24 protein-coding genes, 1 pseudogene and 1 other annotated feature are annotated in these 23549 nt (G+C 44.0%); of the genes and pseudogenes, 1 reads left to right on the forward strand and 24 read right to left on the reverse strand.

Going from position 1 to position 23549, the window contains the following annotated elements:
- Positions 1-93: 93 nt before the first annotated feature.
- Complete coding sequence (gene adhP, locus IWT5_RS01565; RefSeq protein ID WP_089108203.1) at positions 94-1113, forward strand: alcohol dehydrogenase AdhP; 1020 nt, start codon at positions 94-96, stop codon at positions 1111-1113.
- Positions 1114-1311: 198 nt separating this feature from the next.
- Here the strand turns inward: adhP and IWT5_RS01570 are convergent, their stop codons facing one another.
- From IWT5_RS01570 to arcC, 24 genes and pseudogenes are all read right to left on the reverse strand, one after another.
- Complete coding sequence (locus IWT5_RS01570) at positions 1312-2478, reverse strand: ISL3 family transposase (protein WP_225360183.1); 1167 nt, start codon at positions 2476-2478, stop codon at positions 1312-1314.
- 401 nt (positions 2479-2879) lie between these two features.
- On the reverse strand, positions 2880-3059 hold the full coding sequence (rpmF, locus tag IWT5_RS01575; RefSeq protein ID WP_054655005.1) for a 50S ribosomal protein L32: 180 nt from the start codon (positions 3057-3059) through the stop codon (positions 2880-2882).
- A gap of 54 nt (positions 3060-3113) precedes the next feature.
- On the reverse strand, positions 3114-3677 hold the full coding sequence (locus IWT5_RS01580) for a YceD family protein (RefSeq protein ID WP_089108205.1): 564 nt from the start codon (positions 3675-3677) through the stop codon (positions 3114-3116).
- A gap of 119 nt (positions 3678-3796) precedes the next feature.
- On the reverse strand, positions 3797-4948 hold the full coding sequence (locus IWT5_RS01585) for a nucleotidyltransferase (RefSeq protein ID WP_225360184.1): 1152 nt from the start codon (positions 4946-4948) through the stop codon (positions 3797-3799).
- A 13-nt stretch (positions 4949-4961) separates the two neighbouring features.
- Entirely contained in the window at positions 4962-5705 is a 744-nt protein-coding gene (locus IWT5_RS01590; protein ID WP_089108206.1) for a class I SAM-dependent DNA methyltransferase, read from the reverse strand.
- A complete protein-coding gene (rsfS, locus tag IWT5_RS01595; protein WP_089108207.1) occupies positions 5702-6058 on the reverse strand; it encodes a ribosome silencing factor in 357 nt (118 codons plus the stop codon). The genes IWT5_RS01590 and rsfS overlap by 4 nt, the downstream gene beginning before the upstream one ends.
- A gap of 12 nt (positions 6059-6070) precedes the next feature.
- Positions 6071-6682 carry a bis(5'-nucleosyl)-tetraphosphatase (symmetrical) YqeK gene (gene yqeK / locus IWT5_RS01600; RefSeq protein ID WP_089108208.1) on the reverse strand — a complete coding sequence of 204 codons (612 nt, stop codon included), beginning with the start codon at positions 6680-6682 and terminating at the stop codon, positions 6071-6073.
- Positions 6675-7307, reverse strand: a complete 633-nt coding sequence (locus IWT5_RS01605; protein ID WP_089108209.1) for a nicotinate-nucleotide adenylyltransferase — start codon at positions 7305-7307, stop codon at positions 6675-6677. The genes yqeK and IWT5_RS01605 overlap by 8 nt, the downstream gene beginning before the upstream one ends.
- Before the next feature lie 29 nt (positions 7308-7336).
- Positions 7337-7651: a ribosome assembly RNA-binding protein YhbY gene (gene yhbY / locus IWT5_RS01610; protein WP_089108210.1), complete on the reverse strand. Its 315-nt coding sequence runs from the start codon at positions 7649-7651 to the stop codon at positions 7337-7339.
- Positions 7652-7663: 12 nt separating this feature from the next.
- On the reverse strand, positions 7664-8803 hold the full coding sequence (gene yqeH, locus IWT5_RS01615) for a ribosome biogenesis GTPase YqeH (RefSeq protein WP_089108211.1): 1140 nt from the start codon (positions 8801-8803) through the stop codon (positions 7664-7666).
- Positions 8787-9329 carry a YqeG family HAD IIIA-type phosphatase gene (locus tag IWT5_RS01620; protein WP_089108212.1) on the reverse strand — a complete coding sequence of 181 codons (543 nt, stop codon included), beginning with the start codon at positions 9327-9329 and terminating at the stop codon, positions 8787-8789. The genes yqeH and IWT5_RS01620 overlap by 17 nt, the downstream gene beginning before the upstream one ends.
- A 136-nt stretch (positions 9330-9465) precedes the next feature.
- Entirely contained in the window at positions 9466-9819 is a 354-nt protein-coding gene (gene rplT, locus IWT5_RS01625; protein WP_089108213.1) for a 50S ribosomal protein L20, read from the reverse strand.
- A 72-nt stretch (positions 9820-9891) separates the two neighbouring features.
- Positions 9892-10089: a 50S ribosomal protein L35 gene (gene rpmI, locus IWT5_RS01630; protein WP_089108214.1), complete on the reverse strand. Its 198-nt coding sequence runs from the start codon at positions 10087-10089 to the stop codon at positions 9892-9894.
- 30 nt (positions 10090-10119) lie between these two features.
- Positions 10120-10641 carry a translation initiation factor IF-3 gene (infC, locus tag IWT5_RS01635; protein WP_089108215.1) on the reverse strand — a complete coding sequence of 174 codons (522 nt, stop codon included), beginning with the start codon at positions 10639-10641 and terminating at the stop codon, positions 10120-10122.
- A gap of 40 nt (positions 10642-10681) precedes the next feature.
- Positions 10682-10812: a sequence feature (ribosomal protein L20 leader region), on the reverse strand.
- Between the two features lie 113 nt (positions 10813-10925).
- On the reverse strand, positions 10926-12863 hold the full coding sequence (thrS, locus tag IWT5_RS01640) for a threonine--tRNA ligase (protein ID WP_089108216.1): 1938 nt from the start codon (positions 12861-12863) through the stop codon (positions 10926-10928).
- A gap of 355 nt (positions 12864-13218) precedes the next feature.
- Positions 13219-14145, reverse strand: coding sequence for a primosomal protein DnaI (gene dnaI / locus IWT5_RS01645; protein ID WP_089108217.1), 927 nt, complete (start codon positions 14143-14145; stop codon positions 13219-13221).
- 1 nt (position 14146) lies between these two features.
- Complete coding sequence (locus tag IWT5_RS01650) at positions 14147-15511, reverse strand: DnaD domain protein (RefSeq protein ID WP_159459262.1); 1365 nt, start codon at positions 15509-15511, stop codon at positions 14147-14149.
- A 14-nt stretch (positions 15512-15525) separates the two neighbouring features.
- On the reverse strand, positions 15526-16014 hold the full coding sequence (nrdR, locus tag IWT5_RS01655; protein WP_089108219.1) for a transcriptional regulator NrdR: 489 nt from the start codon (positions 16012-16014) through the stop codon (positions 15526-15528).
- Positions 16015-16043: 29 nt separating this feature from the next.
- The gene (gene coaE, locus IWT5_RS12350) at positions 16044-16673 is read right to left on the reverse strand and encodes a dephospho-CoA kinase (RefSeq protein WP_225360192.1); all 630 of its coding nucleotides are present in this window, start codon (positions 16671-16673) and stop codon (positions 16044-16046) included.
- Between the two features lie 36 nt (positions 16674-16709).
- Positions 16710-17519: pseudogene (gene mutM / locus IWT5_RS12355) on the reverse strand (bifunctional DNA-formamidopyrimidine glycosylase/DNA-(apurinic or apyrimidinic site) lyase); the annotation flags it as partial.
- A 21-nt stretch (positions 17520-17540) separates the two neighbouring features.
- Complete coding sequence (gene polA / locus IWT5_RS01665; protein ID WP_089108221.1) at positions 17541-20201, reverse strand: DNA polymerase I; 2661 nt, start codon at positions 20199-20201, stop codon at positions 17541-17543.
- A 182-nt stretch (positions 20202-20383) separates the two neighbouring features.
- Complete coding sequence (locus tag IWT5_RS01670) at positions 20384-21196, reverse strand: MurR/RpiR family transcriptional regulator (RefSeq protein ID WP_089108222.1); 813 nt, start codon at positions 21194-21196, stop codon at positions 20384-20386.
- Positions 21193-22299, reverse strand: a complete 1107-nt coding sequence (aguA, locus tag IWT5_RS01675) for an agmatine deiminase (RefSeq protein ID WP_089108223.1) — start codon at positions 22297-22299, stop codon at positions 21193-21195. The genes IWT5_RS01670 and aguA overlap by 4 nt, the downstream gene beginning before the upstream one ends.
- Before the next feature lie 121 nt (positions 22300-22420).
- Entirely contained in the window at positions 22421-23389 is a 969-nt protein-coding gene (arcC, locus tag IWT5_RS01680; RefSeq protein WP_089108224.1) for a carbamate kinase, read from the reverse strand.
- Positions 23390-23549: the final 160 nt, after the last annotated feature.

A 23549-nucleotide genomic window follows, 5' to 3' on the forward strand; every position in this document is an offset into this window, starting at 1 on the left:
AAATGTCATCATTGCTCAAAAAATCACTTGAACTTTAAACAACCATGTGGTTAAATGACATTGTGAAATCATAAACGAAAGAGGTCATTTATAATGAAAGCTGCTGTTGTGCGCGACCCAGTTGATGGGTATGTAGATATTAAAGATGTTACACTTCGTTCACTGAACTATGGAGAAGCCTTAGTTGACGTCGAATACTGTGGGTTATGCCACACCGACCTTCACGTTGCCGCTGGCGATTTTGGTAAAGTTCCTGGCCGGATCATTGGTCACGAAGGTGTCGGAATCGTTTCTAAACTTGGCGAAGGCGTTGAAAACCTTAAAATTGGCGACCGTGTTTCTATCGCCTGGTTCTTCAAAGGCTGTGGTCACTGTGAATATTGCTTAACCGGTCGTGAAACACTTTGCCGTAACGTTCAAAACTCTGGTTTCACTGTTGATGGTGCGATGGCCCAACAAGTTATTGTTGATGCCAACTACGCTGTTAAGGTTCCAGAAGGCTTGGACCCTGTTGAAGCAACGAGTTTGACCTGTGCCGGTGTTACCATGTACAAAGCCCTCAAAGTCGGCGAAACTAAGCCAGGCCAATGGGTTGAAGTTGTTGGTGCCGGTGGTTTGGGGAACTTAGCCATCCAATACGCTAAACACGTCTTTGGCGCACACGTTGTTGCCGTTGACGGTAACCCTGATAAGTTAAAGGCTGCCAAAGAAATGGGCGCTGATATCTTAATTAACCGTAAGACCCAAAACGTCCCTGAAGAAATTCAAAAACAAGTCGGTGGTGTTCACAACGCTCAAGTAACTGCCGTTAACGATGCTGCATTCGATCAATCAGTTAATGCACTTCGTCCAGATGGTCGTTTAGTTGCCGTTGCCCTGCCACAAGGTGACATGAAGTTAAACATTGCTAAAACTGTTCTTGATGGTATCCAAGTGGCTGGTTCACTTGTTGGTACTCGTCAGGACTTAGCTGAAACTTTCCAATTCGGTGCTGAAGGCTTGGTACACCCAATCGTTCAGACCCGTCGCTTAAGCGAAATCAACGACATCATTGATGAAATGAAAGCTGGTAAGATCACTGGCCGGATGGTTGTTGACTTTACTAAAGAATAAACCGTTCAATCAGTTTTATCATGCAAACAAAAAGAAACCGGCATAAACATTGCCGGCTTCTTTTTGTTTGGGTTAAGAATGGCTGATGTCCCCCTCAAGAACCAGTGAAATACTGAACATAGTCCTTAAAAGGGTCATCGTCAAATCGTATTGGTGATGCCTTATAAGAACAGTCACATTTTGTGGCTGTTCTTTTTTCTATTTATGGATTAGTGAAATGCGGTTAAAGAAATTATTGAGATTACGGAAGCCATAACAGTTACGTTTTAACGTCTTAATCTTACGATTAATACCTTCTAAGGGACCATTAGAGTTTTTACATTGACAGGCATTTAAGATGGCCTGACGATTCTTTCTAAAAGTGTTCATGACAGTATCCATATTGGTTCGATTACGTTGATAATGGTCAATTAATGTAGCTAACTGGCCTACGTTACGCTGTTTAATCGCAGTTAAAATCGTTTGATAAATCGCATAAACGGCAGCGAAGCGTGGAAAAGCTGATAGAATTAAGTCGATGGCGTTCTGTTGCGTCATATATTCGTTAATACCACGTAAATAGACAGATTTAACATCGTTGATGGTGTCCTGATTTTGGTGGAATAAGCGCCAATGAGATTTCAATATGCGATAGAGGCGTGAGCGGTGATCGGGAATGGTCTGAAAAGCTTGAATACGAGCTTGATCAAGAGCTCGTCCAGCCAGTTGAATAATGTGAAATCGATCGATTACGATTTCAGCATTGGGAAAGATCCGCTTAATAAAGTGACAGTATTGAGCGTTTAAATCAACTACCACACTTTGAACTCGCTGACGCTCAGTTAAAGAATACCGGTTGATGAAGTAATCCATGATTTGAGTCGTTAACCTACCTGGCAACGTCGTTACCAGGTGGTGAGCCAGTGCAGCGCAACAGATAAATGACATGTGATGATTAGCTGAACGAAATTCGTCAAAACAGAGTTGAGTTGGCAACTCTTTAAGGCGATAAGGACGCTGGGCGTGTTCATTAATGATCCGACTTACACTCGCATCAGAGATCCCCAACAGTTTAGCTATTTCGGTGGCCGTTAATGAGTCTTTAGCCAGTTCCATCACTGCTTGGTGAACCGCCGGAGTCAATGTGTGATTAAAGAATAAATTGGATGATGTGGCACCGCAAGTGGTGCCACAAGTTTTACACAGATAACGCTGTTTATGAAGCTTTAACACGTACTTACCGCCGTTAACAGGTGCCAATCGGGCATTAACCTGATGAGTACCATTCTTAATTAAAGTTGGATACCCGCAATTAGGGCAATGACTCAAGGGATAAGTTAGTTCCGCCTCAATAACTTCAGTAATGCGAGTCAGTTGTTTAACCACCGACCTTTCTTCATAAATCTGGGTAATCTGGATATTAGGGTCTGTTATTTTGAAGAGCTTTAAGATAGAATCATTACTTAGGGACACGCTGTTTTCCTCACTTTCGGTTATCTTTGGCGATTTAATCGTAACATGTGAGGACCTCGTGTCCTTTTATAATTTCCTAAAACCAATCAAAAAAATGGCATTGGTTATTCACCAATACCAGAAATTGTAGACCCCCTTAAAACAGCCGCATTCCCCATTTCAATACCCATCTGGAACCTTTTACCACCTGCATTCAAACAGCCCTCTAAGGACTAATTTGAGGGTTCTACGACCAATTCTATATGGCACATTAAAAGCAAAAAAAAGAAGCATCCAGAGACCGCGGTTCTCATGGTTGCTTCTTTTTTTATTAACTAGTTGTTAGTCTTAACAACCTGACGACCATCATAGAAGCCGCAGTTAGGGCAAACAACGTGTGATTTACGTAATTCACCACAGTTTGGGCAAGCACTCAAATTAGGTACTTGCAACTTAATGTTTCCTCGACGCATACGTTTCTTCGTCTTAGAAGTTTTACGTGCTGGTACAGCCAATGGAAACACCTCCTTAAATTTAAAATTATCCACTAGTGAAAGATTTTTAAAGTCCTACTGTTCATCATCTTTCGATGAATCATCAAAAAAGTTTTTTAACTTAGCAAGACGTGGATCAACAGTTTTAGAATCTGACTCATCAGCTTCACCGTCACCTTCAATGGTTACCTGCCAGTCTTGGCCTTCTGGTAAATCATTTGCGGACTGTTCAGCTTTCGTCAGGACTTGCATCGGAATCTGCAACAGCAGATTGTCAGCAATTGCTTTATCGACATCAATCTCATCATCAGCTACCACTAAAACGACGTCGGTCTTTTCATACCGTGTTAACGCTGCTTGTGAGGCAACATAAAACTCGGTAACATCAAAGTCCGTTGGTAGTTCAACTGGCGCTAATGAGCGTGTCGACGGTACCGTTAAGGTTGCATTAACGTGCGCGTAAAACAACACGTCACCATTACCTTCAACACTTACCATCCCATTGATGTGAACTGGTGTTACGTCAAGCACATCCTCAGGATAACATTCCATCAGATCCGCTTTTAAATCCAGGACCTCATCGAATTTCAATGGTTCATGCCGGTACTCTTTTTGTAACTCGGATAACGACAACTTCAATTCAATATCCTCCTAACGCAACTTTATTATTATAACTATGGGCTGTAACGTTGTCAAGGGAATTTACATGACACGCTAAAAGAACTTTAAAGTTATCATTTTAAGCCCTTTTCATCAAATCATGACGATTCAATGACAGCATGCTGAAGGCGATCTTGATCGACCCCGCTAAGCATCTGACGCATTAAACCGGCTTGATAATCAAGTCGGAACGGTCCATTAATCCAATCATCCGTTACCCGCGAAATTAAGGGTAATTTAGACGCCTTCTTGACTCGATTCAAGTGTTGTTGCCCTGCCGAGTTAAAACCCAGCACACGTGCATATCTGAGCTCAGTTGGCAACGCCACTCGATTAACCTGGAGCAAGATATAAACGCAAAGCCGCTGTAACCGGGCATAAGTAAACCGCTTGGTCTTAGCAGCCCACAGAAAATCTTCAAAAGTGGCACTAACTAATGCCGCTTGTTTCAACCGGTATTCGATGCCCTCACTCATTTGATAGATGTCATGCAAATCTGCTAAGGAACTGACAAGTAATTGATACCTCAAGTACGGCCAGTAATCGGTCCAGCTGATCAGCTGCTCTTTTCGTAACGCTCGTGCGGTATCAGCCGGTACCATTTGGTTGATGACGGTCCATTCGCCAGCTTTAACTGCCTTGCGGATGGCAGCGCCACTCGCAATCGTTGTACCGCGCTCGATACCCGTGTCTTGGTGGGCACTCCCACGCCGCTGGATCGGTATCATTTTCAGTGGCTGCGCCAATCGCTGATTAGCTGCCACATAACTGAAGCCCAATATATCGTTTGAAGCTCTGAGATTAAGTCCCGTCTGTGCCTGCAGATAATCGTTAAACAAGGTGGGATACGTTTCGTCAAACCGTTTAAAATGACTGCTGGCATCCGTGGGCTGGTTAGCCACTAGCGCCTCAAAATCTAACTCGGGATGCTCTGCACCAAATGCTAAACGGTTACAGCCTAACATTGATAACAGCTGAACGGCACCCTGAGCAAACAAGTGAGCCGGCTCAACGGCAAATTGAAATGGCAGTTCAACTACCAGATCGGCACCACCTGACAATGCAAGTTTCGTTCGCTGCCACTTATCCAATAGTGCTGGTTCACCGCGTTGCACCCAATTACCGCTCATGACGATGATCGTTAAATCAGCCTTAGCTTGTTGCTTAGCCTGTTGCAATTGGTAGACATGACCGTTATGAAACGGATTATATTCAGCTACAATGCCTAATACATTACTGATAATGCCCACCTCCTTTTACAGACTAACGTGTTGACTTGGTACAGACGAAAAACCACCGCGTCGTATCAGGCTTAACAGCCGTTTTTCCGAAATCAGCGCTCACCTGGACATGATTAAACCCGGCAGCCTTTAATAAGCGCTGATACGTGGCCAACTCATAGGTCCGTTCATGATGCAATTCGGCTACTTCATCATAGGCGTCCTTTGCTTCATTATAAGTGAAGAAAGTTAAATCATGATCGACTGAGTGAGGTTCCTCTCCCGCTTCACTGGACCATAGAAATGCTCGGTCAGTATCACGGTAATTAAACATATACCCAGGGTAAACGGTATCCGTTTGGTATGGCGAAATCACATCAAACAAAAATTGCCCATCATCGTCTAGATGACGTGCAACTTGCTCAAATGCAGTAGTTAATGCATCCTCGTTTGGTAAATAACAAAATGAATCCGCAAAACAGGTCACCGTGTGATAGGTTTCCAAATCACTAAGATTCAGCATATTCCCTTCTATCAACGGTAAAGTCACATTTGCTTCACGCGCATGCTGGTCTGCGAGGCTCAACATTTCATCAGAAAGATCGAAACCCGTCACGTTGTAACCGTCTTTTGCTAGCAGTACGGCTAACCGACCTGCACCACACGCAAGTTCTAGCAAGGGCTGCTCTTTACTCATCACCTGCTGTTCAACAAACGATTGCCATTCCAGATACAAGTCGCTGTCAAACAGCTCATCGTAAAGTTTTGCAAAAGTCTGGTAGATCATGCTTCGACCCAATCATCGACGTCAACTAATGGTGCTTCCGACCATAATTTTTCCAAATTATAGTGTGCCCGTTCGTCCTTCTGGAAAACGTGAACCATGACGTCACCAAGATCAATTAAAACCCAACGAGCAGCATCGCGGCCTTCAATTCGCTTAACCGTAATATCAGACTTTTCACATGCTTCCTGAATATTATCAGTAATGGCTTGTACCTGACGGCCAGAAGTAGCGTCCGTAATCATGAAATAATCGGTAATCAAGCTTACATTTTGCATATCTAAGGCAACAATATCTTCTGCCCGTTTATCTGAAGCAGCTTTAACAGCCACTTCTAAAATTTCTTTACTAGTCATTAAAATCCTCCGTTAATCTGTCAATCCGCTTTGGGGAACCCAAGCATTATACGTTTCAATCGTTTTGGGATAAATCCGCTGATTGTTCTCTAGCAGATAAGCCAGCGTGTGTTTGGTCTGATAAGCCACAGCCAGTTCAAGACTTTGTGACGTCAACAGACGTGCTTTTTCAACACCATCAAAATCACGGCCAGGTTCAATATAATCAGCCATATAAATGATCTGTGCTAATTTAGTCATATAATGGTTGCCAGTCGTATGGTAACGCACCGCATTTAAAATATCTTCATCTTCAATGCCCAACTCAGCCTTGATCAGTTCCGCACCGACCACGCCATGCCAAATAGCGTTATTCCAGTTTACGAGTTCTGGATCTAACTGGTAGTGATGGATGGCTTCGATGAAGTCCTTATCGGGTCGCTGTTTGGCGTAATCATGTACCAACCCTGCAATTGACGCTTTTTCGACATCAACACCATATTGCTGTGCTAATTGAATGGCGGTCTGTTCCACACGTTGAACGTGTTCGAACCGAGCGGGCTTCAACTGCTTTGAAATTTTGGCCAGTAACTGATCACGGCTATCAGTGGTATACCGTCCCGTATACGTGACTTTTTCACTCATGATATAATTGTCGCTCCTTAATATACCTTGCAACAGCATCTTTCACAAAGTACCGAATAGATTGTCCCTGCCTGATTCGGCTTCGAATCATTGAGGAACTGATATCAATTCGTGGGATATCAACCCAGAGAACTGGGTACTTAGAGGTTACTGGATAGTCTTCACGCCGAACGCCAACAAATTGGACCAGTTTAACAAGCTCATCGATTCGGTGCCATTTTGGCAGATAATCAACCATGTCGCCACCAATAATAAAGTAATAGTCATTCTCTGGGTGCTTTCGCTTTAATTCCAGCATCGTATCATACGTATAACTGATACCGCCCCGCTGCACTTCCGCTAACTCGATCCCAAAATCAGGATTGCCCGCGATCGTGTCTGAAACCATCTTAACGCGGTCCGCGGCATCAATTGCGACTTTGCGATCCACGTGTGGCGGATTAGCATCTGGCATAAAGAGTACCCGATCAAGACCTAACTGAGTCATGACCTGATCAGCAACGATTAAATGCCCAATGTGGGGTGGATTAAACGTTCCACCAAGAATACCAATTCTTTTCTTACTGACAGTGGCTGCTAACTGTTCAACAACCTTAGTCGCTGTTTGCTCGACTACCTTAACCATCGTGATTTCCCCTTACTAAAGAAAATAAATTATGCTAATTTTTCAACTTGTAATGAAAGATCCTGATATTTTTCCTCAGATGCCGGTTGGAACAAGACTAATACCCGGCCAATGGTTTGAACAACTTGAATCGGTGAATTACCTTCAATATAGGCTTGAACTTCTTCAACCGTTTCGTCAGCGCTTTGCTGCAAGTTGATTTTAATCAGTTCACGTTTTTGAAGTGCACCGTCCAACTGTGCTAACCAAGTTTGGTTAAGTCCGTTTTTACCGACAGAAAAGATGGGACTTAAATGATGTGCTTGAGCACGTAAAAATCGTTTTTGTTTACCTTTTAAATTCAAATTAATTTCTCCTTATATCATTGCTCTACGAACAACCACACCGACACCTTCGGGCGCATAGCCCGCTACAACAACATCAGCTGGAACGGTGATCCAGCCTAAACCCTCGAATACTAAATCACTTTTTTCAGTGATTTTAAATTCATGTCTTACCAAAGGCGGCAAGTCGTTATCCGGACTCTCTGGTGGTGTCAGCAGATCACCAACATGCTTACTATAGAAGTTATCGGCGTTCTCCAGTTTAGTTCGGTGCAATGGCAAATTGTTTTCCACGTACACAGTGAAGCCGTGTTTAGGACCAGCAACATAATCAAACCGCGCAACACCGGCCAAGAAAACCGTCTGCTGATCGTTTAACTGATAAACTTTGGGCTTGATCTGTTTTTGCGGGGTCACAATCTTTAATTCTTTACCTGATAAATAATGCGCCATTTGTGATGGGTGAATAATCCCTGGGGTATCCACTAAAACATGGTCATCGCCCAATGGAATCTCAATTTTATCAAGGGTCGTTCCTGGAAAACGAGAAGTCGTAATAACGTCTTTGGCACCAGTACTACGACGAATAATTTGGTTGATCAACGTCGACTTACCAACGTTAGTCACACCAACGATATAAACATCGCGGCCCTCACGGTGCTTCTCAACTTTATCCAAGAATTGATCCACCGACTGGTTGGTTTTAGCCGACAGTAACGAAACATCAATTGGCCGAAGTCCTTGTTCATTAGCCCGTTGACGTAACCAGTCACGCAGCTTTGAACGGCGCAAAGAACTAGGGAGCAAATCTTCCTTATTTCCTACCAGCATCACGGGATTATCCCCAACAAAACGGTGCAGCCCCGGGATGATTGACCCGTTAAAGTCAAAAATATCCACCACATAAACGATCAGGGCGTTGGCATCCCGAATTTGTGTCAGCAAACGCAGAAAATCATCGTCGGTCAAGCCGACGGGGACAATTTCGTTGTAATGTCGCAATCTAAAACAGCGTTGACAGTAAAGTTCGCCCGTTTCCAACCCCTTATCAAGCGCAGACTGCGGCGTATAACCGGGCTTGTTCTTATCAGTGGTTTGAATTTGGGCGCCGCATCCAATACAAAAAACGGCTTCGCCATCAACTAATACTTCATCTTTATTTGTTTCGCTCATTGATTAAGTCCTTTCGAAACTTGAGTTCTGGGTGTTTTTTGCGGATTGCGTGCATCACAAATCGTTCGAAGAACCGATTGATTTTTGTATTCCACGCATCGCTTTCAATAATTGGCTTGACCAAAATACTTGGGATACCGCTGAAGTTTGCTGCAGCGACATCCGTCAGCAATTGATCACCAACCATCACAACCTCTTCTTTAGTGACATGATATTGACGCATCGCCCGCCGAATACCACCCGAAAATGGTTTTAGCGCGCGTGAAATAAAGGGAAGCTGTAACGAGGCCACCGCTTTTTTAACCCGACGATGGGAATTGTTTGACACAACCACCAACTGAATGTTTTCGCGCTCCAGTGATGTCATCCATTCTCGGAGCTCTTCGGTCCCATAAGGATTATTCCATGCAATTAGGGTGTTATCAAGATCTGTCAAAACGACTTTGATCCCTAAGCGTTTTAGTTCTTTAGGGTTAATATCATAGGTCGCGTTGATCATCCAAGTTGGTGTCAATCGTGCTAACATTTACAAACTCCTTTATTCTATACTGAAAGTTTATTATACGAGATTTTTACCGACATTACTACGATTATGGTACATCTCTCTCGAATAAAACAAAAACGAGGTTGGAAGTCTCCATCCAGCCTCGTTTAGGTTTAAATTATAATGCTTTTTTTGCTTCGTCAGCTAATGCCTTGAAAGCATCTGCATCGTTCACAGCTAAGTCAGCCAGCATCTTGCGGTTAACTTCAATGTTAGCTTGCTTCAAGCCAAACATCATCTTGCTGTAGCTTAAATCGTTTAAACGGGCTGCAGCGTTGATCCGGGCGATCCAAAGACGACGGAAGTTACGCTTGTTTGCCTTCCGGTCACGGTAGGCATATTGGCGACCCTTCATTACTTGGTCCTTAGCAACCTTAAACAAACGGTGCTTTGAACCACGGTAACCTTTAGCTAATTTAAGAATCTTTTTGTGACGTGCGCGTGTAACTGTTCCACCTTTTACTCGTGGCATATTGATTTCCTCCTAATACTTACGGTTATCATCGTTTGAAAAACGATTAGAGTGTTGAAACGACTTTCCGAATTACTTTTGCAGTAATTGACGATAAGTTTTCTTAATCGTGTTCGATTTCATCATTGAAGTCCCACGTAATTGACGACGTTGCTTCTTGGTCTTACCGTGGAAACGGTGACTCGTGTAAGCACTCGCACTCTTAATGCCGCCCTTAGCAGTTACTTTAAAACGCTTGGCACTGGCGCGGTTTGTCTTCATCTTTGGCATAATCGAAAATCCTCCTCAAATACTAAACAACTAGTTTTCGTTTTTTGGTGCAAGCATCAAAAACATGCTCCGTCCGTCCATCTTTGGACGTTGTTCAACGGTGGCAACATCGCTTGTTTCTTCAGCCATCCGGTTCAAAACTTCGCGGCCAATCTCTTTATGAGTAATGGCACGACCCTTAAATCGAATTGAGACACGAACTTTTTCACCCTTGCCCAGGAACTTCTTAGCGTTCTTAAGCTTAGTATTGAAATCGTTCGTATCAATAGATGGGCTTAAGCGAACTTCCTTAATGCTAACGACCTTTTGCTTCTTGCGAGCTTCACGCTGCTTCTTTTGCATATCGAAACGGTACTTCCCGTAATCCATAATCCGGGCAACCGGTGGCTTTGCTTTCGCTGCCACAATAACGAGATCCAAATCAGCATCTTCAGCCAGCTGAAGCGCATCCTGCTTACTCTTAATGCCCAGTTGTTCGCCATCATTACCGATCAACCGTACTTCGCGAGCGCGGATTCCTTCGTTAACCATCATATCGTTTGCTATGGTCATTCACCTCCGAGTGAGTTTAAAAACAATCAAAAGTAAGTCTTACCCAAACAAATAACGGGCACGCAATGCGCACCCGTTAAATACCCAAACCTTTCTCAGGCTTGGTTTATTTACGTATCGGCCAGGCAGCGTTAACCACGAGGCGAGAAGCGGGTGCTTCTACTTACATTTTTTCAACTCAACCAATATACCATGACATGATATATCTGTCAAATCACTTGGCTTTAAGCTCACGAATAATAAGTATAGCTTATTTATTTCGTGTGTCAAGCCGGTTTTAACATTTAGTTATTACTATAATTAGCAATATCCTTCAAAATTTCCTTTTCGAAGTCATCAGCACTCATTGATTCACTATTCTGCTCACCATATTTACGAACACTGACAGCTTTGTCGGCCATTTCTTGATCCCCAACAACTAAGGTGTATGGAATCTTGTGTGTTTGAGCATCACGAATCAAGTAGTTCATCTTTTCACCACGGTGATCAACTTCGGCACGGACACCAGCAGCCATTAATTGCTTGCTGAGACTTTCAGCATATTTACCATGCTTGTTGTCACTAACTGGGATGATCTTAACTTGCTTTGGTGCCAACCAAGTTGGGAAAGCACCCTTGTAAATTTCAGTTAAGTAAGCAATGAACCGTTCCATCGTACCAACGATCCCACGGTGAATCATAACTGGACGGTGATCTTCACCATCGGCACCAACGTACTTCAAATCGAAGCGGTCTGGCAGCATGAAGTCCAATTGAATGGTTGACATGGTTTCGTCGTTACCTAAAGCAGTCTTAGTTTGGATATCCAACTTAGGACCGTAAAAGGCAGCTTCACCTTCTGCTTCGTAGTAGTCAAGGCCAAGGTCATCCATGGCACCCTTCAGCATAGTTTGACTGCGGTTCCACATTTCGTCATCATCGAAGTACTTTTCAGTGTTCTCAGGGTCACGATATGAAAGACGGAAGCTGTAATCGTTGATGTTGAAGTCCTTGTAGACATCCATGATCAAAGTCAAAATCTTCTTGAATTCGTCTTGAACTTGATCCAAGGCAACGAAGGTGTGACCATCGTTCAAAGTCATTTCACGGACACGTTGCAAACCGGATAAGGCACCTGATTTTTCGTAACGGTGCATCATCCCAAGTTCAGCGATCCGTAATGGCAATTCACGGTATGAACGAATATGGTGGTTGTAAATTTGAATATGGCTTGGGCAGTTCATTGGTCGCAATTCAAGCATTTCACCATCACCCATGTCCATTGGTGGGAACATGTCTTCGCGATAGTGAGCCCAGTGACCTGAAGTCTTGTAAAGATCAAGGTTAGCTAGGACTGGGGTGTAGACGTGCTTGTAACCATCAGCAACTTCCTTATCGATGATGTAACGTTCGATAGTCCGTCGAATAGTAGCACCGTTTGGCATCCAGTAAGGTAAACCGGCACCAACTTTAGGATCAACGAAGAACAAGTCCAAATCGTTACCAATCACACGGTGGTCATGTTCACGGGCTTCTTGACGAGCTTGTAAGTCAGCATCAAGATCAGTTTGCTTGTAAAATGCGGTACCGTAGATCCGTTGCAGCATTGGGTTGGATGACTTACCTTCAAAGTAAGCACCGGCAACTGATAATAGACGGAAGAACTTGATATCGCCAGTGTTGGCAAAGCTAACACCGCTAGCCAAGACCTGAACACCGTCAATTTCGTAGAATGGAAATTCTGCTTCATCGCTGTCTTCAACAAGCTTAGCTTCGTATGAAGTACCTTCAAGCTTCTTCAAAGCATCTGCTTTGCTTAAACGCACGTGCTTGATAGCCAGCTTCTGGTTGATAAAGGCTTGAACCTTATCAGCAATGGCTGGTAGTGAATCAACACTGACTTGACCGTCTTCCTTATCGGTATCAACGTAAAAGCCGTTTTCGTCACCAACTTCTTCACCAAATTGAATTGATGGGAAGCTTTCCTTCAAAGCCACCTTAGTTAATAAGGCAACGGATTGACGTAATACTGCCAAACCGTCTTTACTGTCCTTGGTGACGATTTCGATCTTACCGTCATGCTTCAAAGGTGCGTTTAAATCAATCAGCTTGCCGTCTAACTTACCGGCAACAGCCTTTTTAGCTAAACTAATAGCGATTGATTGGGCAACATCTTTGGTTGTTGCTTCGGCATCAAACTGTTTCTTTTTGCCATCTGGGAATTCAATCGTAATATCTGCCATTCTACTCTTCTCCTCTATTTACATTTTTAAATATTGAAAACCACCAACCCGTGAAACTAAAAAATCCCGGCATGCACACTACTGTACATACCGGGACGTCTCTACGCGGTTCCACCCGAAATTCATCTGATTCATACTGCGAACCAAACCTTCATTCAGTGATAACGGGACAGCCGATGCGGTATTATCCACCGCACATTCGAGAAAGTGGTAACTTAGGATCACTCACAAAGCACTTCCAGAAGTGGTGCTTCTCTCTTGGAGAGTTCAACTAAATCTTGTCTTTCAAACATTTAAAATTCTTTGAATTTGATTACAATTCACATTAAACCACTTTCAAAAATAAGTGTCAATGCTATTTTTGCCGACGGTTTTCACCGATCATCTCAATTTCCTGGGCTAAAAAGCGGATTCGTTCCATTAACCGTTTCGCTTTTAACGGCTCTACGTCGCCCTTTTGCGTCTCTGCAAGGTGTTCGGTTTCCAACTGCTGCATCGAGAAATTCGACGAGAAGAAAGTCGGTAATTCGTTTTGCATCCGGTATTCCAAAATCACACCTAAAATATCATCACGGACCCACGCTGACATGGCATCAGCTCCAATATCATCGATCATCAGGATCTGGGCTTGTTTGACATCGTCTAACCGACCGGCAACCTGATTGCTGGCAATGGCATTCTTCATCTCCACGGCAAAACTGGGAAAATGAACCAAGGTCGTCTTCACACCCATGTCCGCCAACTGGTTGGCAATGGCACCGAGTAAATAAGTCTTGCCGACACCAAAACTGCCATACAAATAAAGGCCCTGATGGAAATGCTTGCGGTCCTTCGAATAGGCCTCGATGAAAGCTACGGCTGCCTGCAAAGCCTGGGTTCGGTCTGGATCATTGATAAAATGATCAAAAGTGGCATTTTGAATCAATTTTGGCATCATAATCGCGTTAACACGCCGTTTTAATGCCGCCTGTTTTAATTTGGCTTTTTGTTCATCCGTTGGCTGATATGAGACTTCAACCAAGTGGTCGCTTAAAACCAGCTGAGGTTCATAGCCGGGAGCAAAAGTCGTTTCGCCCTTGGCTAATTTATTGCGTTCGTTGACATATTCATAGAGTTTAGCTGACGAACGATCAATCTGTTCAGCATTTAACTGATCTTCATGTGCCTTCAAAAATGTCTGTACATCAGGATCTTGATACACGGTATTCATCAGCTTTTGGTAATTAGCATTGAGTTGGTGTTGGTCCATATACCGTTTCATAGACTCACTGATATTTTCCATACTAATCACCTCCATCCCGCAATTTTTTTAGTTTGTTCAATTGCTCATTGAATTGATCTTGATCAGACTGAGTCAGCGTTTTTTTAGCCTTGGGCTGATAGTCATTCTTAGCCCAGTCTGGCAAGGTTTCTTTAATATTCTTCGTACCGCCTCGGCGACGTGTCGTCTTCGGCTTTGACCGCTCCGTTTTAAATTTACGGATACTTGCTAGCGCGTCCTCTGGAGTCTTCACGCCGTCTTGCGCCCACCGATTGGCAATGGTATCCGTCAGCCGTTGAGTAATCGTCGAATTCCCTAGGTCAATCAGCAATTCGTAAATTAAAATATTGATCACTGCACTAGAAAAGATCTGTTTAGCAGCAATTTGTTCGACGATTCGCTGTTCACCGCTGGCCACATAGCCGCCTTGCTGTTGTCTGATCTGTGCCAGAAACGCCATTGGCTCATACTGCTTGGCCGCTGCAATTAAGGCAGCTTCTTCACGGCTCTCAGACTGCTTTTTGGTTGCAGTAGTCGGCGTTTTTTGTGACACAACCGGTGTCGTTTGATTCTGATAGGCAGCCGCGATGGCTCGTTTAAACTGATTTGCATCAAGCTTATTCGTTGCTAAATTAGTGGCATCACCTATGTAGCGTGCCATCTCCGTCTCATCGATGCCGTAAAGCAGGTGTTCATTGACAATTAACTGGCGATACTGACGAAGATCATTCAAATCAATGTATGACCGTTTGAGCAGTTCAGCTAACAGGCCAAAATCAAAATCTGGCGCGCTTGGCTGCTCCGGCGTAACTGAACTATCAGCCTGGTCAAATGCCGCCTTAGTGACTTCTATTAACTTGGGCGGCGTCGCAATCAGCCGGTTATCTAATGAAAAAACGTCTAAAAATGACTTTGAAATTTCATGCCACTTGTCGCGTTTCAGCTGACGCGGTAAAAAAGCCTGCCGCAGGCGATCAAACTGGCGTTCACCCACCACTTCTAACAGCAGTAAGCTAAGCAGATCATCCTTGAAAAACATTTCGCCGCTAACAGGTTGCTGCAGTTCGTAAATAAGCTCCGGTAGCCGATCAGGCTGATTTTCAAATGTCCGTAACAAACCGGCAGCTTCTAACCGCTGACGTGAAGTTTCCAAGATAGTTGTGCTGATATTTAACAGCGCCAGCAAATCAGTATGTGTGAGTTCAACCTTCAAATCTGACGTTAAAGACACTTGTTGCCACATGACCGTCGCAAAACTATAGGCTGAAACGCCGAGTATCGGCTGATACAAAAGGTCAAGTACACGCCGACGTTCTTCTTGAAGCCGCGTCGTCGAGACGATAGCGACTGCCGTCCTAGGCATCAGTGGTTGCATTGAATCCGCCATGATTAAGCCCCGTTTCATTTCTTTTTATCAGAAGAAGTCCCTTTTTTCTTATCCTTGTTCATGACGTCTTTGAGTTCTTCTAAGAAGACACTCATATCCTTGAATTGGCGGTAAACACTCGCAAAACGAATATACGAAATCTCATCAATATCTGCCAGGCGCTTCATGACATATTCACCAATCAATTGACTGGAGACTTCGTTTTCACCTAGCGAACGAACTTCGTTTTCGACTTCATCAACCAGTTTGGTCATCACATCCATGCCAACTGGCCGTTTTTCTGCAGAGCGAATAATCCCCCGCAAAATCTTTTCGCGGTTGAATTCTTCACGCGTACCGTTTTTCTTGATCACTAATAATGGCGTCGCTTCAATCCGTTCAAAGGTCGTGAATCGAAAACCGCAATTCTCACATTCACGGCGTCGTCTGATTACTCGGCCTTCATCTGTTGGCCGGCTGTCAACGACCCGTGAGCCATTGTGATGGCAGTGTGGACAGTGCATAATCTCACCTCTAATTCTTCTCTTACGATTTACTTTTTAACTTCATTAGTTTTAGTTGTGATTAAGGAGCCAAATCCGGCTTCATTCAGCCATCTTACCACTTGAGCTTTCGTTTTATCAACTGAATGGCTGTTATCGATGACGACATCTGCCCGTTTGACTTTTTCAGCTAACGGCAACTGGGCGTGAATTCGCTCTAAAGCTTCTTTTTCATTCAGGTGATCACGGGCCATCAATCGTTCTAATTGAACTTGAGGCGGTACCGTGACAACCATAATTTCATTCATGCCAGACGCACCGTGAGCTTCAAATAAAGTTGGCGCATCATAGACCACTAGTGGCACTTTTCGCCGGCGATAGCCCTGCAATTTGCGCACAACTGCCTGCTTGATCAGTGGTCCAGTAATCCCGTTGAGTTGAGTCAAAGCTTCAGGCTGACTAAACACTAGTGTGCCTAACGCATGCCGGTCTAGCGTACCATCCGGCTGAATCATTTGCCAGCCGAAAGCCGCTTGAATCTCTTTCAGGCCCTTAGTTCCAGGTTCAACGACTTTTCGGGCCACTTGATCGGCATCAATGATGGGCACATTAAATCCCTTAAAGATGTCGCTCACCGCTGATTTTCCCGTCGCAATACCACCCGTTAAGCCAAGCACCATGGTCACCCCAGGATTCTTTCTTAAAACCTGACATTCCGGGCAGAAATGAGTCCCCCGTTGTGCCACTTTGGTTTTCTCGATGGGTGTGTCACAGCGGAAACACGGTTCACCCTTCCGGCCATACACCATGAGATGATTCTGGAATTCCCCTGCTTCACCATAAGCAGTAGAAAAAGAGTGCACGGTGGTACCATGACCGTCAATTGCCCGCTTAATTTCCGCAATAATATTATCACGAAGCTGGCGAATTTGGAATTCTGGAATCGTATTGGCTGGCTGTTCAGGATGAATTCGGCTTAACCAGAGCGTTTCATCAACATAAATGTTCCCCAGTCCCGCAATGTTACTTTGGTCCAGCAAAAACGGCTTGATCGCCTTTTTACTCTTACTAAAAATTTGCTTCATGTAGGCCACGGTTAGTGTTGCTTCAGTGGGCTCTGGTCCCATTTTCTTCAAGCCCGAGACGAGTTTGGTCTCTTCGCCAGTCTTCAATAAATGCATCCGCCCAAATTTTCGGGTATCCGTGTATCGTAAATCACGGTTATCTGCTAGGTGGAACACGACGTGGGTGTGCTTAGTTATGGGGTTGCCGGCGGGCTGAACATCGTATTTACCTTCCATACGCAGATGTGACACCATGGTCAGATCGTCATTAAATCTGAACAAGAGATATTTTCCCCGCCGGTCGATACGTTCGATCGTCTTACCAGCCAGCATCTTTTTAAATTGACCAGCTTCAGGTGAAACCATTTTTTCATAATAAACGTCAACGGCCGTAATTTTAGCGTGGCCAACCAAGCGTGTTAACCCACGCCGAACCGTTTCAACTTCAGGTAATTCAGGCATCCAAAGTGCCTCCTCATATCCTTACTTTGCTTCATACCAAGTGTTGCCGTAATGGCTTTCCACTTTCAGCGGGATTTCCAGCTTAACAGCTGAGTCCATGACACTTGGCACTAATTTTTCCAACGTTGGGATCTCTTCAGCAGGTGCCTCAAAGATCAGTTCATCATGCACTTGAAGCAGCATAGTGGCCTTTAAATCTTTAATCGCGTCTTCCATTTTAATCATTGCAATTTTAATGATATCCGCAGCACTGCCTTGAATCGGCGTGTTCATGGCTGTCCGCTCAGCAAAGGAACGCTGATTAAAGTTCCGCGCGTTGATATCTGGCAAGTAACGGCGCCGATGAGCGATTGTTTCAACGTAGCCCTTATCCTTAGCGGAAGCCACAATATCAGTCATATACTGCTTAACACCAGGGTATTCCTCAAAGTAGGTGTCAATAAACTGACGGGCCTGCTTCCGGGTAATCCCGATATTTTGTGATAGGCCAAAGTCACTGATACCGTAAACGATACCAAAGTTAACCGCCTTAGCTTGACGCCGCATGTTAGGATCAACTTCGGCATCTGGCCCTAACCGGAAGATTCGACGGGCCGTTGAAGCATGGATATCTTCACCCTCTCTGAAGGCTTCCTGCAAGTTTTTATCGTGAGTAATATGTGCCAATACCCGCAATTCAATTTGTGAATAGTCAGATGAAAAAATCTGCCAGCCCTTGTGACTTGGGATGAACGCCTGTCGAATTCGGCGCCCTTCCTCAGTTCGAATAGGGATGTTTTGCAAGTTAGGATCGACTGAAGACAAACGTCCCGTTTGCGTTAGCGTTTGTAAGTAACGGGTGTGCACCTTTTGATCGCTACTGTGAACCACTTTCAGCAGCCCCTCAACGTAGGTTGACTGAATCTTTGAAATTTGGCGATACTTCAAAATGTTTTCGACAATTGGTGCTTCAGCTGCTAATTTTTCCAAAACATCTACTGAAGTTGAATAACCCGTTTTAGTTTTCTTGATGGGTGTTAACCCTAGTTTTTCAAATAAAATATGCTGTAATTGTTTAGGCGAACCAATGTTGAACTCTTCCCCAGCTTCTTGAAAGATCGTTTGCTGAGTCTGTGCCAATAATTCCGTGAATTCACTTTGCATGGCTGATAGCCGATCCGTATCAACGGTGATACCGGCAATTTCCATATGAGCTAAAACATAGGCCATTGGCAATTCCAAATCACGGTAAAGTTTAGTCTGTTCATTTTCATCTAACTTCTTAAACAATGACGCTTTCAGCGATTCAATGGTAATACCTTTGCGGGTTAAGTGCTCAAAGAAGAGCTGATCATCATCTGGAATGGCTCGCTTGGCACCCTTGCCATATACTTCTTCATCAGACTGAATCTGGTGATAGCCGTGTTGAAAAGCCAAGCGACCTAAATCATTACTATTTTCGTTAGTATCCAGCAAATAAGAAGCTAATAGTAAATCAAAATCCACGTTGGTCAAATGAATCCCCAACCGGTTAAGCCCAACATAGGTCCGTTTAACGTCAAAAACGTCTTTTTGAATCTGGTCGGAGGTTAGCAACCCTTTTAAGGGTTCCTGCTTTAACAGGTCGACATCGCGGCTCACAAACCATTGATCATCCTCACCGATCACAAAGCCAGCAAAGGTTGACGTATGATAGTTAGCTTCAGGCATTTCCAAATAAAACGACACGTGGTTCTTAAACTGTGTCACTTCATTTAAATTATCAGTGGTTAAAACCGTGAATTTAACTGGTTTCAGCCCTAAAACATCTTCGTCACCAGCATCCGTGTTCATCTTATTCAAATAAGACTGGAAGTTCATTTCCTGATAAAACTTAACCAGCTCATCTTGTTGATCGCCCTTGTAGGTCAAATCACTGAGTTTAATTTCAATCGGTGCATCCCGACGAATAGTCGCCAAGTCCCTTGACTGGAAGGCAGAATCCTTGTCTTCAATCAGGTGTTCTTTCATCTTCTTGGCCGTTATTTTATCAATGTTTTCGTAGACCCCGTCGATGGTGCCATACTTTTGAATCAACGAAACCGCTGTCTTCGGTCCGACACCGGTCACACCTGGATAGTTGTCTGAGTTATCACCTTGCAGCCCCTTGATTTCGATAATCTGGTCTGGCCGTACGCCTAACTTTTCTTCTACGTGTTCAGGGGTATACGTTTCAACTTCAGTAACCCCTTTTTTCGACACGGCGACACTGGTTTTATCAGAAGTTAACTGCGTCAAATCACGGTCTCCCGTAAAAATGGTGGTTTCATAGCCCGCTGCTTCGGCTTGTTTTGCCATGGTACCGATAATGTCATCCGCTTCATAATTCTTCAATTCATAGGATTTAATGCCACGTGCTTCCAGCAGTTGACGAATCACTGGCATCTGTTCGGAAAGTTCGGGTGGCGTCTTTGCCCGGCCGCCCTTATAATCAGCATATTTCTTTGTCCGAAAAGTCACTTTACCGGCATCAAAAGCCACTAATGCTTCGGTAGGCTTAACATCTTCTAACATAATGTCTAGCATCCGGTTAAAGCCAAAAATTGCATTGGTGTGCAAGCCATCTGCGTTTGTCATACTATTCAATGCCGTGTACAGCGCGAAGAAAGCCCGAAAGGCGACACTGTTGCCATCGATAAGTAATAATCTTTTTGATTCAGTCATTGATAAGCCTCCGCAATTTGTATTACCCCTAGTTTACCAGAGAAATTAGACAATTAAAAATCAAGTCCAAATTAAATTGTCACGCCACCTAACTAGTCAGTTTCTGACCATTAAAAAAGGCGCCTGCGACGATTAACGTTTTGCTTCGTCATCGTCGTTGCACCTTTTAATTTGATCTATTCTTATTGCTTATTTCGCTTAACAAAGTTAAAGTCCCGACCACCAAAATCTTCAATGTATTGATACAAAATTAATTCCATCAATGCGATGGTAGAGATTCGTGAACTAATATCGGTACCGTTGACCTTCACTGAATCCGAAAAGATGTACAAATTGATGTCACTCAAATTTTGAATCGTATTGTTATCAGGTTCGGTGATGGAAATCAAAAATGGTTTTTCTGGCTCACTCATAAGTTGATTCATCATCTCTAAGAATTCGCCGTCCATACCATCATAGGTCAAAATGAAAACCAAATCATTAACTTGAATTTGCTGACGCGCAATATCACGGTAGTCGTGCTCCCGTGGAAATTCAACATCAAAACCCGCCATAGTGAAAAGGTAATAAATATAATCGGTAGCGTGTTTACTGATCCCTTTGGCAAAGAAAAATATCTTCGGATGTGCCGATAATAACTTTGTGATCTGCTGGAGCTTACTTACAGGGATCACGCGAACGGATTCAGTAATGTTTTTCAGATACTCTTCACGGTAGTCAGTCTGTGAAACTGTAAAGGGCATCTCTTTTTCATCATGTGAATCGTCATTTAACAACGTATATTTGATGACGGTAGTAAACTCACTGAAACCAGCAAAACCAATTTTCTTCACGAATCGCAAAAAGGTGGCAGTAGAAACAAACGTTTCGGCAGCTACCTCACGGATACTTTGATTTTTGATTTGATTCATATTTTTAACGACAAAGTCAAAAAGCGATTGTTCATTGTTGGTCAATGAGCTTAAATGTGGATTAACGATCTCAAAGAAATTCATCTAAGCCCCCCTGTTTGTTTCCCTGGAACACTGAGTACAATCGTATGCAAACCACCACCGCCAGTTAAGACTTCTCGAGCAGGGAAGCCGACGATTTTGCGCTCAGGATAAAGACTTGCCAGCTGCTTACGGGCAATCTCATCCTGTGGGTCATTGAACTCTGGGATCACGATCATGTGATCCGTTGCAATGTAATTGACGTATGTCGCTGGCAACCGCTGCCCAGCAACCCGTGGCAGCATGCCATTAATGGGATCGACCCCATTAGCCTCTTCTTCGGAGAGTAATTGTTTGGCTGGCAGCTGCATGCGGTGAATGATAATTGAGCGCCCTCGCGCATCCGTTGTGGCTTTCAAAATTGTCTCCGCTCTTCGGCAAATAGCATACATGGGATCACTTTGATCATCCGTCCAAGATAAGACAACTTCTCCAGGCCGAATGATATTTAACATGTTATCAATATCGCCACCAACCTCATCTAAGAAGAAGCCCTCTTTTAACCACACTACTTTTTTAATCCCAAAGTAATCGTGAAAAACCTTTTCAGCTTCCTCTTTAGAAGGTGACGGATTGCGGCTTTCAGACAAAATAACGTCTTCTGTAGTGTACAGTGTTCCTTCGCCATCGGACATCACGGAACAGCTTTCCAGAACCCGTGAACAGCGATAATAATCCAGCCGGTCGAGGTCAGCCATTTTAATAGCAAGTTCGTTATCCTTGGCCCACGGGAAATACAGCCCATCAACTAAGCCGCCCCAAGCATTAAAATTAAAATCAACCACCCGGATATCACCCTGTTTATTCACGACGTAAAAGGGGCCAGTATCCTTTATAAAGGCATCATCACTACTCATCTCAATCACTTGAACCGATTCAGGCAACATTGATTTAGCGTTTTTGTACTGGCTTTCGTTTACCAGCATGGTGATGGGTTCTCGTTGCGCCAAGATCCCCGCTAATTGCGTAAAAACCCGTTGTGCTGGCTTGCCACCATTCCGCCAGTTATCCGGACGCTGCGGCCATATCATGTAACCCGCCTGATTTTCTGCAAAAGCCGCGGGTAACCAAAAATCATCATCAATCGGTTTTGTTTTTAATTCCATGTTATAGCCCCCTTTTTAAATTATTATACATATTATATTTAAAACATCTTCATATTCTAAGCTTCAAATATGGCTAAAGCAAGAGAGTATCCAGCCTGATTACACTGAATACTCCCAAAACCTATTTATTCATAATGTTTTCGGGTATTTGATTGATCACCGTACCCTCACCACGAGCAAGAAAATCACCAATGTTTTCGAGTGACGTGATCACCGTTTTCCCGTGCTTGGTATTTTCAACAAAGTCAATCGCAGCTTGTACCTTTGGCAGCATGCTGCCCTTAGCAAATTGGCCTTCCTGAATATACTGCTTTAACTCGGGAACGGTAACGTTTGTCAAAGATTTTTGCTGGGGGGTGTTGAAGTTCACGAAAACGTGATCAACAGCCGTCAAAATGATCAACATATCGGCATGGATTTGTTCAGCCAATTTTTCGGAAGCAAAGTCTTTATCAATCACCGCTTCTCGGCCTTCTAATCGATCATTCACCCGAACGACGGGCACACCGCCGCCACCAACTGAAACGGGAATCACGCCGCCATCAACTAGCTTTTCAACAACGTCGGCTTCGACAACATTAACCGGCTTAGGTGAAGGAACAACGCGACGATAACCACGCCCAGCATCTTCAACATACTTGTAGTTAGGATGTTCAACGTGCTGCTGCTCAGCAACTTCTTTTGAATAAAATGGTCCAATTGGTTTACTTGGATCGCTGAACGCGTGGTCGGTTTCACTCACTTCAACCTGGGTCACCACCGTTGCCACTGACTTATTGAGACCAGCTTTAGTCAGCTCTTCACGCATGGCATTTTGCAGCCAGTAGCCAATACTGCCTTGCGTCATGGCAACGGCAGTATCGATCGGCATTGCCGGGTTAGTATCCGTGCTGCCAGCAGCCTGCTGAAGCAGTAAGTTACCAACTTGCGGCCCGTTGCCGTGGGAAATGACTAACTCATCACCCTGCTTCACAAATTGAACCAAATACTTTGCCGTCTTTCGAAGCGCTTCTTGCTGTGCTTGCGCAGAGGCATCTTTAGATAAAATTGCGTTACCGCCTAAGGCAACGACAACTCGTCGTTTTGTCATGTGCTTTACCTCCGAGGTTTTCTTAGTTTTTGTTTTACTTTGATGAAACGCGTTCCACAAAACTGAGCCTTATGTGTAAGGGACTGCCGGCATAATCCCAAATTCGGGGATTACGCCGGCAGCCCCTTACACGCCAGTCTCAAACCGTTTTGTTACACGC

Source organism: Secundilactobacillus mixtipabuli, from assembly GCF_002217925.1.
GTDB lineage: Bacteria > Bacillota > Bacilli > Lactobacillales > Lactobacillaceae > Secundilactobacillus > Secundilactobacillus mixtipabuli.